Raw genomic sequence first — 13887 nt, forward strand, 5'->3', positions numbered from 1 at the left:
TCACTGTTGTTTGTATAATGCTAAAACCATATCGATATCACTAATTTCCTGCCTGATGGCAGAAATTCTCTCTACGTGAATATCCTCATCAAGGCTCTTCAAGATAGATTGGGCCACTTCTTTTCCATGAGCCTGGAAATCCTTTAAGAGCGGATCCTTTCTCAGAATATTATGTTCCCCGTATCGGTTGCATATTCTCAGAATCGACTCGTCATCCACCTGTGAAAAGAGCTGTCGAACCATCTCCAGGCCACTGGCCGGGACAGCCACTGCCGCCTGCTCATCCCCTGTCTCAGGTCCTGCAATCTGCACCCGCATGGGGAAATAATACTTCCCATCTTCGTACACAATGCGCTCGTCCAGGATTACATAGTCTTTATCACGAAGGTACTGCCTGAACTCCGGTATATCTGACTGAGGCTGAAGAACCGCAACTCTGATTCCAAGGGCCCTTAAATCCTTTTTCTCCAGGATACTTATCATGAGCTTTCCGCCCATTCCGGCGATAACAAGGGCATCTGCTTCCCCCTCGTTAAGCTCTGATAGTCCGTCTGAGAGTCTCACCTGTGCTTTTCCCTGAAGGCCGAACTCTGCAATGTTGCTCTCTGCCATGGACAGTGGTCCTTTCCGGACATCCATGGCAATTGCAGATTCCGCAATACCACGCTGAACCAGATAAATGGACACATATCCATGGTCACAGCCCACATCAGCAACGCACCTGAACTTATCCAAAGTCCCAACACAGGCCGTGCCTGAGGTGCTAGCCACCTCGAAGCTCATACCTCCCAGCATTTCTGCATCTGTCACAAGTCTTTCAGACATCCTTACAGCAACAGGTGCATCCGAAGCCTTACCCTGCAATTCTTCCTGTGTCTTACCCATATCAATCAAGGTAATCCTTGAGCTTACGGCTACGGCTAGGATGACGAAGCTTTCTCAGTGCCTTAGCCTCAATCTGACGGATACGCTCACGGGTTACGTTAAACTCTTTTCCTACTTCCTCAAGAGTACGTGCTCTTCCATCATCAAGACCGAAACGAAGACGAAGTACCTTCTGCTCACGCTCTGTAAGAGTATCAAGAACCTCAACCAGCTGTTCCTTAAGGAGTGTGAAAGCTGCTGCATCAGCAGGTACAGGAACGTTATCGTCCTGAATGAAATCACCAAGATGGCTGTCTTCCTCTTCACCGATAGGTGTCTCTAAGGATACAGGCTCCTGGGAGATCTTAAGAATCTCACGAACACGCTCTACAGGAAGGTTCATCTCTTTTGCAACCTCCTCAGGAAGTGGCTCTCTTCCAAGCTCCTGAAGAAGCTGACGGCTTACACGGATGAGCTTGTTGATAGTCTCAACCATGTGAACAGGAATACGGATAGTTCTTGCCTGATCAGCAATAGCTCTTGTAATAGCCTGTCTGATCCACCATGTTGCATAAGTAGAGAACTTAAATCCCTTACGGAAATCAAACTTCTCAACAGCCTTGATAAGACCAAGGTTACCCTCCTGGATAAGGTCAAGGAACAGCATTCCTCTTCCAACATATCTCTTGGCAATACTTACAACGAGACGAAGGTTTGCCTCTGCAAGGCGCTTCTTAGCCTCATTTCCCTCGTAGATGATCTGGTTGAGCTCTTTTTTCTTAGCCTCTGAAAGCTTTGTATCCTCGGCAAGAGTCTTTTCTGCCTCAAGGCCAGCCTCCATCTGCTTGGCAAGCTCAATCTCCTGATCAGCTGTAAGAAGGGGCACCTTACCGATTTCCTTAAGGTACATTCTTACAGGGTCTTCGATGCTGATTCCATCAGGAACTGACAGGTCAATATTCTCCATATCAACCTCATCCTCGTCAGTGAGGACCATATCGTCATCATCAGGAATAACATCATCATCTGTATCTGAAACTCTAAGGACATCAATTCCTGAGTTCTCAAGTACCTCAAGAACGTTGTCCATCTGTTCCTCATTAAGTCCCAGTTCTGCAAAGAAATCACTGATCTCGGCATACTCAAGGACATTTTTCTTCTTCTTGGCAAGGGCAAGGATTTCTTTTACCTTCTGGGCAAAGAGCTCTTTTGTAGCCTCATCAAGTTCGCCCTCATTTACAGGCGCCTTGCTTTCAGTCTCAGCTGCTGCCTTCTTGGAGCCCTTCTTAGGTGCCTTCTCAGCTGCTTCCTTAGGAGCTGCCTCTTTCTTTGTTGTCTCCTTCTTAGGAGCTGCCTCCTTCTTGGCTGCTGCCTCCTTCTTTGGAGCCGCCTCTTTCTTAGCTGCTTCCTTCTTAGGAGCTGCCTCTTTCTTGGCTGCTTCCTTCTTAGGAGCTGCCTCTTTCTTGGCTGCTGCCTCCTTCTTGGCTGTTTCTTTCTTAGCAGTTTCCTTCTTGGCAGGTGCTTCCTTCTTTGCTGCAGCTGCCTTGGTCTTCTTCTCTGTCTCTTTTACTGTTTCCTTCTTAGTTGCCATTTTAGTTTTTCCTTTTCTATAAGTATTTGGTAGTGTTTTAGTTAATGATCAGTCATCAGGAGATATATTGGCGTGGGCCATTTTCTCCAGATCCTTCTTCCACTGAATAGTCTTTGAAAGATATTCAGGGTCATCGAGCTTAAGCTCCTTCTTACGTCTGTCGTAGCCTGATTGCTTGACAGCCACGATAATATCATGAAAGGCCTTGCGCCTCTGTTCGGGAGTATCGATCTCCACCAGGTTAGTATTGAACATCTCAGCCACCTGCCGATGTTCCTCCGGGTCGGAAAAGCCATCCAGAACCGCTGCCGGTGAAAAGCTACCGCTCTCCATTCCTGCAAACAGCTCTTTTGCCACGGTCCTGTATAGGTCGTCTGCAAAATCTTCCGGTTCCACCCACCTTGTAACCCTGGAAAAGATCTGTGGCTCATCTGTCAGCCATGTCAAAAGCAGCCTCTGATTCTTCCTTGAGCCTTCCTCGGGGGTCTTCTTTTGCTGTATCCCTGATTTAGGTCTTTCAAGAGCTTTTTGGGGCAATCCCCTGGCTGCTGTAGCTGTTACGAGCTTCCTTAGATCATCAAGTGGTATATTAAATCTGGCTGCTACAGCCTCAATGTAGTTTTCTCTCTCTAAAGCTTCCTCGAACTCACAAAGCTTTCCTGCAAGTTCTCTCTGGAATTCTGTCTTGGACACGGGATCCGACATATCATACCTGGATTCCATCACCCTTACTTCAAAGAAGAAGGTGTTCTCGGCATTTCTTACCCGTTCCTCGAAAGCCTCTTTTCCCTCGTTCTTAATGAACTCGTCCGGGTCCTTGTGGGGTCTGAGGTCCAAAACCTTTCCCTTCAGGCCGGCTTCCTTAAGTATCCCTATTGCCCTTATGGCTGCCTTGGTTCCCGCGCCGTCACTGTCGTAGGACAGGATCACGGTATCCTTGTACCTCTTAAGGACCATTGCCTGATTAACGGTAAAGGCTGTTCCCAGGGAAGCAACTGCCATATCAAAGCCCGCCTGATGCATGGCTATTACGTCGATATTACCCTCGCAGGCTATAAAATAGGGCGCCTTGGAATTCTTGGCAAAATTAAGTCCGTAGAGATTCCTGCCCTTTTCAAATATGGCTGTCTCAGGGGAGTTGATATACTTGGGCTCCCCGGTTCCCATAACTCTTCCGCCAAAGCCTATGACCTTGCCCGTTGCATCAAACAAAGGAAACATAACCCTGTTCCAGAACTTATCATGGGTTCCGCGCTTCTCATCAAATGAAGCAAGACCTGCATCTATTATCTGGGCATCCTTGTAGCCCTTGCTGCGAAGATGCTTCACCAGGCCATCTGAGGTCATGCTGGCAAATCCCAGCCCAAACTTCTTCATGGTCTCATCCGTAAGCTCTCTCTTCCGGTAGTATTCAAGGCCCTTCTCCCCGGTCTTGGACCAGAGATTGTAGTAATAGTACTTGGCAGCTTCTTTATTGATATCGAAAAGAGTCTGTCTCTTATCTCTCCTTGCCTTGGCCTCCGGAGACTCATCCTCCTGCGGAAGATTGACTCCTGCCCTGTCGGCCAGCTGCTTAAGCGCCTCTGTAAATGTTAGATTGTCATATTTCATCAGGAAGCTGATCACATTGCCGCCTTCGCCGCATCCAAAGCAGTGAAATATCTGCTTGGACTGGGAAACGCTGAAGGACCCTGTCTTCTCATTGTGGAAGGGGCAAAGGCCCATATAGTTGGCGCCTTTTTTCTGAAGGTGAACATATTGACCTATCACATCCACAATGTCATTTCGCGATCTTACTTCCTCGATAATGTCATCTGAGTATCGCAATTTCTTTTCCCCATTTATGATTAGTAGTTATAGTACAGCCCAGGAATGTGGCACATAGACCTCTTCAAATATTGCTACTGCGTATCTGTCAGTCATGGAGCTGACATAGTCACATACGATTCTTTCTCTGGAGGACTCTCCCCTGTCCATTATCTCTTTTAGATAATCAGGTAAAAGATCTACATGCTCCACATAGTATCTGTAGAGAATCTTGATCATCTCCTCCACCTTTCCCTCCTGGCCCTTGGCCACAGGATTGGTATATACACGCTCAAACATGAACTTCCTCAATGTATGGAAGGCCTCATAGACCTCCTGGGACATACGAATGTCATCCTGCCCCATGCTGGTGGCGATAATGTCGTGGATGAAGGTATCAAGCCACTCGCCATTGGTGTGTCCAATGACCTTTGCCAGGGACTCGGGAACATCCTTCTCGGAGATTATCCCACCTCTGATGGCATCGTCCATATCGTGATGCATATATGCGATCTTATCTGAAAGCCTTACGACCTTTCCCTCTAAAGTTGCGGGAGTTAAGTCTATCTCGTGATTTATGATACCGTCCCTGACTTCCCAGGTTAGGTTAAGGCCCTTGCCTGCATTCTCAAGCTTTTCAACTATGCGAAGGCTCTGCTCGTTGTGCCTGAAGCCCTCAGGACAAACAGCGTTAAGAGCTCTCTCTCCGGCGTGACCAAAGGGTGTATGTCCAAGATCATGTCCAAGTGCAATAGCTTCCGCCAGGTCCTCATTAAGCATAAGGGCCTTAGCTATAGTCCTGGCATTCTGAGACACCTCAAGAGTGTGGGTCATCCTTGTCCTGTAGTGATCACCGTCAGGCGACAAGAATACCTGGGTCTTGTCCTTAAGGCGCCTGAATGACTTGGAATAAAGGATCCTGTCACGGTCTCTCTGGAAACAAGGCCTTATGTCACACTGCTTTTCTTCTTTTTCACGTCCTTTGGAATTCATGCTGAGAGTAGCATGCTTGCTTAAGATTTCAGCCTCTCTGTCTTCAATTTTCTCGCGGATTATCAATGCTGTTCTTCTTTCTTAAGTAGAATTGTGGTAAAAAAAATCCCACATCTACTTTATTCGACGTGGGACTTCAAAAATCCTTTTTTCTTTTCAAAAAATATTTTATTTCGTATTCCATTCATCAATGCGATCCAGATATTGCTGATTTATCCAGGCTACAGCTGCTTCAAAGCCCTCTTCGCTGACCTCGAAATGCTCGCTGGTCATAAGGGATTTGTCCGTAACGCCGTAGGAATAAGGCTCAGGCCACACGGTAGCCATTAAAGTTGCCGGCTCTCTCTGGTCCACAGGGACGAATTTTACATTAGCAAGTGGGTCTCTGGCAAGTCTGAAGCGCATTCCCTTGTGGCTTCCAAAGTATGCCTCCCCATATTCGTAATGCATAAGGTTAAAAAAAGTTGACTTCTCTATTTCCATTACCGATGTTCCTATTACTTAAATCTGTTAAAGAATGTTGCCATGGGGCCTATAGCATCCTGAAGATCCTGGATTGCCTGATTTAAGCCATCATAGTCCACATTGGCCATTTTCTCGATAGCATCTGTCAGGGCCGTGGAGTTCTCTCCAACCAGCTTATTCAGGTTCTTGCTGGCATCAGTCATCTCATCCACCATCACATCAATATCCTCAATGGAGCTTTCCATCTTGGTGGCAACCTGATTGATGTGATCAAGAGTAGTAAGCACTCTGGGAATCACCATGAAAAGAACTATCACCACAGTCGCCAAAGCACCCAGAATGCAAAGGGCAGAAAGCCTCTGCCATCTCACCTGTTTCTTGGAAAGTTTCTTAATCTCCTCAAGAAGCTGTCCATCCATACCTGATGCTGTAACAGTAACTGTTGGCTGCTCACTAGCAACATTCTGCTGATTGTCACTCATAGCTCTTTTACCCCCTGTAAAAAGAAATATCTACTTATTATACTATACACCTCTTAAAGCTGGCTGTGGTAACCCTGAAGGGAGTTGATGTTTCCTGCGCCGTTTTCCTTCACTTGATGAATACCCTCAGCTGCTGCCTTTGCTGCTGCAACAGTGGTGATGTATGGGATACGAGCCTTGATAGCTGCCCTTCTAAGGTATCCGTCGTCGTGCTCAGAGCCTCTTCCGATAGGAGTGTTGATAACAAGCTGGACTTCGCCGTTTTTGATAATATCCTCTACGTTTGGTCTTCCGCCCTCGTAGTTCTTCATGATCCTTACTGCATCTATACCGGCTTCAACAATGTTCTCAAAGGTCTTGCCTGTTGCATAGATCTTAAAGCCGTCATCTGCAAAGCTTCTTGCGATATCAGCAGCCTCCGGCTTATCCTCAGTGTTCAGAGAAATAAGAACTGCTCCCTTTAACGGAAGTGTTGAATTAGCAGCTTCCGAAGCCTTAAAGAATGCCTCGCCTGGAGTCTTGGCAAGTCCAAGAACCTCACCTGTTGAGCGCATCTCAGGTCCTAAAACAGGATCAACCTCCGGGAACATATTGAATGGGAATACTGCCTCTTTTACTCCGTAATATGGAGGCTCGTCCTTCCTCTTATTTGCTATAAGTTCAGGCACCGGTGAAGGCCTTCCGGTGATAGTGCTTGTTATGATATCAGTTGCTACAGGAACCATCTTGATTCCGCAAACCTTTGATACAAGCGGAACTGTACGGGATGCTCTGGGATTAGCTTCAAGAACATAAACGGTGTCATCCTCGATGGCGTACTGCATGTTCATAAGACCCACAACGTTCATCTCAACAGCGATCTTTCTTGTGTACTCCTCAATGGTCTTAAGGTGCTTTTCTGAAATGTGCTTGGAAGGCACGATGCAGGCTGAATCTCCTGAATGGATACCCGCAAGCTCAATGTGCTCCATAACTGCAGGAACGAAAGCCTCTTTTCCATCGCTGATGGCGTCAGCCTCACACTCCATGGCATTGTGAAGGAATCTGTCTATAAGGATAGGTCTGTCGGGAGTTACGCCTACTGCGGCTCTCATATAGCCTTCCATGCTCTCCTCATCCCTTACGATCTCCATTCCACGGCCACCAAGGACGAAGGATGGACGAACCATTACAGGATAGCCGATTCTTGCCGCGATGGCCTTAGCCCCCTCGACATCAGAAGCCATGCCTGACTCTGCCATAGGGATACCAAGCTTTTCCATCATGAGACGGAACTGGTCTCTATCCTCTGCAAGGTCGATAACTTCAGGTGTAGTACCAAGGATGTTAACGCCCTCTTCCTTAAGCTTTGCAGCCAGGTTAAGAGGAGTCTGGCCTCCGAACTGTGCGATCACGCCAAGAGGCTTCTCCTTTCTGTAGATCTGGAGAACATCCTCAAGGGTAAGAGGCTCAAAGTAGAGCTTATCTGAAGTATCGTAATCAGTTGAAACAGTCTCAGGGTTGCAGTTGACGATAATGGTCTCAAAGCCCAGCTTCTTAAGGGCCATAGCTGCATGAACACAGCAATAGTCGAACTCGATACCCTGTCCGATCCTGTTTGGACCACCGCCCAGGATCATGATCTTATTATTTTCTGCAGTTTCAGAGAGCTTCATGGGATTCTCAAGGCTCTCCTCTTTCTGGTAGGTTGAGTAGTAATAAGCACTTCCGTCGGTTCCATATACATGAACACCGTCCCAGCACTCCAAAAGGCCAACGTCTTCACGGCCCTTTCTGATATCATCCTCAGAAACTCCAAGTATCTTTGAGAGGTACTTGTCTGAGAAGCCGTCTTCTTTTGCCTTAACAAGGGCATCCCTTGAAGGAACCTTACCCTTATATTCCTGCAAAAGAGCTTTTTCCTCATCCACAAGCTCTTTTATCTCCTGAAGGAAATAGTGCTTAACCTTGGTGATGTCAAAGAGTTCATCCACAGTAACGCCTTTTTTCATGGCTTCATACATAAGGAAGTATCTCTCAGAAGATGCGTCCTTGAGGCGGCGCAAAAGCTCCTCCACAGGCATCTCCTCATACTTGGCAATGGCACCGAGGCCGTATCTGTCCTTCTCAAGGGATCTGATCGCCTTCTGGAAGGCCTCCTTGAAGTTCTTTCCGATACTCATAACTTCGCCAACAGCGCGCATCTGGGTACCAAGCTTATCCTCAACACCACGGAACTTTTCAAATGCCCAGCGTGCGAACTTAACAACCACATAGTCCCCGTTTGGCACGTACTTATCCAGAGTTCCGAACTTGGAATCCGGAAGCTCAGCAAGAGTAAGTCCTGTTGCAAGCTTTGCGGAAACAAGAGCAATAGGGAAGCCTGTAGCCTTACTTGCAAGGGCTGAAGAACGGGAGGTTCTTGGGTTAATCTCAATTACTACGATTCTTCCGGTCTTGGGGTCATGGGCGAACTGTACGTTTGTTCCGCCGATGACGCCGATATGTTCAACGATCTTGTAGGCCTGTCTCTGGAGTTCCTTCTGAAGGTCCTCTGAAATTGTCAGCATAGGAGCTGTACAGAAGGAATCACCTGTATGAACACCTACAGGGTCAACGTTTTCAATAAAGCAGACAGTGATCATGTTGTTGTCTTTATCTCTGACAACCTCAAGCTCAAGTTCTTCCCAGCCAAGGATCGACTCCTCAACAAGAACCTGATGGATAATGGAAGCTGCAAGTCCGCGGGAGCATACTGTCTGAAGCTCTTCCTTGTTGTAAACAAGTCCGCCACCTGCTCCGCCCATGGTGTAAGCAGGACGAAGAACAACCGGATATCCCAGCTCATCAGCCTCAGCAAGAGCTTCCTCTACGCTGTAGCAGGCCTTTGAACGTGCCATTCCAATTCCCAGCATATTCATGGTGTTCTTAAACTCAGTTCTGTCCTCACCACGCTCAATAGCGTCTACCTGAACACCAATTACTTTTACATTGTATTTATCGAGAATACCAGCTTTATACAGCTCAGAACACAGATTAAGACCGGATTGTCCGCCCAGATTTGGCAGAAGAGCATCTGGTCTTTCTTTTTCAATAACCGCTGCAACACGGTCAACATTAAGGGGCTCAATGTAAGTCTTGTCCGCCATCTCCGGATCCGTCATTATCGTTGCCGGATTAGAGTTAACAAGAACAATCTCATAGCCAAGACTCCTTAGAGCTTTACAAGCCTGCGTCCCCGAGTAGTCAAACTCACAAGCCTGGCCGATGACAATTGGTCCCGAGCCGATTATCAGTACCTTGTGTATATCAGTTCTCTGTGCCATATACTCCTCCACTCCTGATTCTTTTTTCACTATCTAATCCATTATATTTTTGTATTAAAGGAATGACAAGGAAGAAATTCAGATTAATACAAAAAGGTGATAGAATAATTATAAGTATATGTAAAAGTGTTAAGATGAGGGAAAAATACTATGCTGGTAATGGCATTAAAGATGATAGCTATAGCTGTAGGCTATGTTGTGCTTACACTATTATTATGGAGGTGGCTCAAGGGCAAAAAGATCACATGGTCCTACAGGCTCCTTCTTGGATTTATATACGGAATGTGTTCCGTTTTATCAACTCATTTTGGTGTGCCCTTCGGTGGCATGATCATTAACGAAAGAGATCTTGGTCCTCTTTGCGCAGGACTATTCTTCGATCCCGTTTCCGGTATTATCGCAGGTATCATCGGAGGTGTGGAAAGATATATCGCAGGTGCATACTTTAATGTAGGTTCCTACACAAAGGTAGCCTGCAGCGTATCTACCTGTCTTGCAGGTTTCGTTGCAGCCTTCATGTCCATCTTTATTTTCAAAAGAAAAAAGCCCTCCGGATTCTACGCTTTCTTCATGGGCGCAGTAATGGAAGTCTTCCACATGTACGTTGTGCTCATCACCCACAGAGATGATATGAGCATGGCTTACTACGTAGTTAAGATCTGCGCGATTCCCATGATCATCTTCTGCGGCATTGGACTTGCAGCCAGCGCAATTGTACTCAAGGTAAATGATAAGGAATGGCATAATCCCCTTAAGCGCCCGGAAGAACGAGATGTCAAGCTTTCACAAAAGATTCAGATCTGGCTGTTTTTGGTGACTTCTGCAATAATATTCACTAATTTCCTCTTTTCTTTTACCATTCAGACCCAGTCTGCTATACAGGACACAAGAGAAGATCTGGCAGCTATTGCCTCAGATATAAGGGAAACCTACGACAGCTTGCTCAGTTACGGCGGAAGCCCCAATATCCTAAGGTTCCATATAGGTTCAGCAGGTTCCTTTGACTTAGTGCAGGATAAGGGTTATATCTTCGCCGGCAGCCATCAGGGAAAATCACTTGATGAAAAAGAGCTTGAGTACCATATATCCCAAAAGGATGAAGAGATCTACCACACTACTTACTTTGGAGTAGATTCCTTCTGTCGTATTGAGCAGCTAAACCTCACTGAATATCTGGTTCTTGCCTGGCCCTCATCTGAGGTGTACTACGACAGAGATGCAGATGCCTATGAGACGGCTTTTGCGGATATCCTTTTGCTTACTGTAATCTACGTACTTATATCCCTGCTTATCCAGGCGATAGTTGTAGATAACCTTGATAAGGTCAACGACTCCCTTAACAAGATCACTGACGGTGACCTTAATGAAACCGTATCTGTTTATAATTCAGAAGAATTTGCGTCTCTTTCAGATGATATAAACGAGACAGTTGATGCCCTGAAGGGCTATATAGATGCTGCTGAAAAGAGAATTGCCCAGGAGCTGGAGTTTGCCAAATCAATTCAGGAATCAGCCCTGCCAAAGAACTTTAATACTCCAAGACAGGATATTGAGATCTTTGCCTCAATGGATCCTGCCAAGGAAGTTGGTGGTGATTTCTACGATTTCTTCTTTATCGATAAGGGAATGCTGGTACTTGTAATTGCTGACGTGTCAGGTAAAGGAATTCCTGCATCTCTTTTCATGATGCGAAGCATGAGTGCCATAAGAAGTACCTGCAATCCTGACATCTCCCCTTCTGAGGTTCTTGCGAAGGTCAACAATCTTCTATGTGAAGGAAATGAGACAGACATGTTTGTAACTGTCTGGATCGGTATCATAAATCTTGGAACCGGACTTATGCGCTGCGCAAATGCAGGACACGAGTACCCCGTTCTTCGCAGAGCCGGTCAGGACTACGAGCTATTCAAAGATCCTCACAGCCCTGCCCTTGCAACAATGGAAGGAGTAAGGTTCAAGGATTATGAGCTTCAGCTAAATCGCGGAGATGAGCTCTTCGTCTACACCGACGGTGTTCCGGAAGCCATCAACGAGGATATTCAACAATATGGCGTCGAAAGGCTTATCAAGTGTCTTAACAAGAATAAAGATATTCCTCTAGAAAGATTACTGCCCAGAGTCACCCACGATCTTGCTGATTTCGTAGGAAGCGCTGAGCAGTTTGACGACGTAACAATGCTTGGATTTAAGTACAAGATGATCTAAACCAGATAACCTGCATACTTACCAAATTCACCGGGGTCATTCATTGAGCCGATCTTCTCGGATCTCAATCGGATGGCCCTTACTATATCCCCGTTATCCACTGGTCTGCCCTCTGCTGCCGCCATGTACATAGCGCTGTAGAGAACAGCCTTTATGTTGCTTCCGGACAGATCAAAGTTCTCTGCAAAGAACTCAAAGTCGACCTTAGGGTCAACCTCCACACTCTTTGGAAGGATCGATCTCCAAAGTGAGAGTCTTGTTTCAACATCAGGCTTCTGGAGCTTCACCACATAGGTGATCCTTCGAAGAAAAGCAGAGTCAAAATTACCTATAAGGTTAGTTGCAAGGATCGTCATGCCGGAGTGCCCTTCCACCTTCTGAAGAAGGTAGGCAGTCTCAGCATTGGCATATTTATCATTGGAATCAGAAACTTCTGTACGCTTTGCAAAAAGCGCATCCGCCTCATCAAAGAACAGTATCACATTTGTCTTTTTCGCATGTTCAAAGATCTCATTGAGATTCTTCTGGGTTTCACCAATATACTTGGAAATGATCTGGGACAGATCCACACGGTAAAGAGGGAGCGACAGCTCTTTTGATATAACCTGTGCAGCCATGGTCTTACCTGTTCCGGGAGGTCCGCAAAGTAGCACAGAAACGCCGTTTCCGTAGGCTCCGCTTCTTTTGATGCCATTCTTTTTCTCCACGCGGTTTCTCATTTTGAACCTGTTGCAGGCCGTCATGATGATGCGCTTTTCCAGATCTTCCACCTGGAGCTCTTCCATGGTATAAACTGCCGGGATGTAAACAGCCAGATCCATAAGACCAGCTTCGCCCATGCGTCTTAATTCCTCCTTGAGTTCAGTGGCATCGATCTTTTCCCTGCCCTGCCAGCGGGCCTTTTTCGCAGTCTCTTTTACTGCGTACCTGATCCTTGAATAGGACAGTTCATAGCAGTCAGCCAGGTCAGAGATATTGATATCCTCAGAAAGAGACAGTCCCTCCTTCTGAAGGAAATGCTTCCATATAGCCTCCCTCTCCTCTACGTCTGGCATAGGAAGGGCAATGGAGGAAATATTATATCTGTTGGAAAGGAATATGGTAGGAAGCTTGTCCTGCCCATAGACAAAAGAAATCCTGCCGGGAAGGAAGCTCGTTACCACATCAAAAAGCAGTTCGCAAAGTTCCAGTTCTGTGGTAGTAAGCCTTATGGCCAGGTTTTCCCCTGTAAGCCTCGCTCGCAGGAAAAGAGGTCCCAGTGCGTGGGCAATCGTGCTGCTATAATATATGTTCCTTGATTTTTTCACATCTGAAAACAGGGTGTCGGCGTCAAGGATCAGTACGCCTTTTTCATTTAGCCTGGTCAAAAATGAGGGCACATCATCGGGATCATTAGAGGCCACATACACCAGACCTTCACCAGCAGTATCGGGTTTTATGGCATCCTTAAAGATCTCAATCTCCTCTTTTTCATAGGTATAGCAGGTCGTATAAGGAATTGGATGATCAAAATCAGTATCAGAAAGAATGAATCTTTGAACATCATCTCGAAGTATCAGAGGCGTATCCAAAAGGGAATTCTTCCCGGCTGTACTGTCCAGTGCCCTGAAAAAGAAAATGCTCATCTTTCCCAGCTTATCCACAAAAGAATCCAGGATGGTCATGTCCTGTTCCTCATTTATTACCTGGTAAATGCTATAGAGTACGCCGGTGGTGGGATGTGTGAGGGTGGCGTCATTTGCAATGTAGGCATAGAGATTCCTTCGATTGATATTCATGGAAAGTCCCAGTGCGAGAAGGATTGCCAGTTCTTCAAAGAAGGTCAGCTCAAACTCTTCCCTAAGACGCTTAAGCGGAAGAACCAGCTTTTTGCTAGCCTTTTCCCTGCTTCTGATATGGTCAAGAGCATCCGACAGCTCTTTTGCCAGATCAGGATCATAGGCGCTTGTTCGGCGTGTGCGTGGGGGAATATCGTAGAACTCTCCCACATCCTCCTGTCCAAGCATCATTCCAGGGCGATAGATACGTCCTCCACCGCTCATGATCTTTTCAACGCTGTTCTCTAAAATAAAGTCGATGAGAAGGGAACAGTCCTCCAGATGCTCCTTGGTGCTCCCATAGGAAGTCTTTATTTTTTTGCTGTCGAAATAGTCATTTGTTGTAAACATTTTTTACC

Annotated in this window: 9 protein-coding genes; 1 reads left to right on the top strand and 8 read right to left on the bottom strand. The window is 46.4% G+C overall.

Annotation, left to right across the window (positions count from 1 at the left end):
• The 7 genes from BO18_RS32310 to carB form a co-directional block, all read right to left on the bottom strand.
• Entirely contained in the window at nt 1–885 is an 885-nt protein-coding gene (locus BO18_RS32310; RefSeq protein WP_051688453.1) for a class I SAM-dependent methyltransferase, read from the bottom strand.
• A gap of 1 nt (nt 886) precedes the next feature.
• Nucleotides 887–2044: an RNA polymerase sigma factor RpoD gene (gene rpoD / locus BO18_RS02495; protein WP_051688737.1), complete on the bottom strand. Its 1158-nt coding sequence runs from the start codon at nt 2042–2044 to the stop codon at nt 887–889.
• Nucleotides 2045–2503: 459 nt separating this feature from the next.
• Nucleotides 2504–4282, bottom strand: coding sequence for a DNA primase (gene dnaG, locus BO18_RS02500; protein ID WP_034443324.1), 1779 nt, complete (start codon nt 4280–4282; stop codon nt 2504–2506).
• A gap of 27 nt (nt 4283–4309) precedes the next feature.
• Nucleotides 4310–5320, bottom strand: a complete 1011-nt coding sequence (locus tag BO18_RS02505) for a deoxyguanosinetriphosphate triphosphohydrolase (RefSeq protein WP_034443326.1) — start codon at nt 5318–5320, stop codon at nt 4310–4312.
• Nucleotides 5321–5422: 102 nt separating this feature from the next.
• A complete protein-coding gene (locus BO18_RS02510; protein ID WP_034443328.1) occupies nt 5423–5737 on the bottom strand; it encodes a hypothetical protein in 315 nt (104 codons plus the stop codon).
• Between the two features lie 14 nt (nt 5738–5751).
• Nucleotides 5752–6201, bottom strand: coding sequence for a DUF948 domain-containing protein (locus BO18_RS02515; protein WP_034443330.1), 450 nt, complete (start codon nt 6199–6201; stop codon nt 5752–5754).
• Between the two features lie 53 nt (nt 6202–6254).
• Entirely contained in the window at nt 6255–9506 is a 3252-nt protein-coding gene (carB, locus tag BO18_RS02520) for a carbamoyl-phosphate synthase large subunit (protein ID WP_034443332.1), read from the bottom strand.
• Nucleotides 9507–9656: 150 nt separating this feature from the next.
• Between carB and BO18_RS32315 the strand changes: the two genes are divergently transcribed.
• On the top strand, nt 9657–11711 hold the full coding sequence (locus tag BO18_RS32315; RefSeq protein WP_051688454.1) for a SpoIIE family protein phosphatase: 2055 nt from the start codon (nt 9657–9659) through the stop codon (nt 11709–11711).
• Here BO18_RS32315 and BO18_RS32320 read toward each other — a convergent pair.
• Nucleotides 11708–13879: an ATP-binding protein gene (locus BO18_RS32320; protein WP_051688455.1), complete on the bottom strand. Its 2172-nt coding sequence runs from the start codon at nt 13877–13879 to the stop codon at nt 11708–11710. The two genes, BO18_RS32315 and BO18_RS32320, sit on opposite strands and share 4 nt — an antisense overlap.
• Nucleotides 13880–13887: the final 8 nt, after the last annotated feature.

Source organism: Butyrivibrio sp. AE2032, from assembly GCF_000702965.1.

Coding starts and splice junctions, on each gene's coding strand:
- BO18_RS32310 (WP_051688453.1), bottom strand. CDS start 885: ATGGGTAAGACACAGGAAGAATTGCAGGGTAAGGCTTCGGATGCACCT.
- BO18_RS02510 (WP_034443328.1), bottom strand. CDS start 5,737: ATGGAAATAGAGAAGTCAACTTTTTTTAACCTTATGCATTACGAATAT.
- carB (WP_034443332.1), bottom strand. CDS start 9,506: ATGGCACAGAGAACTGATATACACAAGGTACTGATAATCGGCTCGGGA.
- BO18_RS32315 (WP_051688454.1), top strand. CDS start 9,657: ATGCTGGTAATGGCATTAAAGATGATAGCTATAGCTGTAGGCTATGTT.
- BO18_RS02515 (WP_034443330.1), bottom strand. CDS start 6,201: ATGAGTGACAATCAGCAGAATGTTGCTAGTGAGCAGCCAACAGTTACT.
- BO18_RS32320 (WP_051688455.1), bottom strand. CDS start 13,879: ATGTTTACAACAAATGACTATTTCGACAGCAAAAAAATAAAGACTTCC.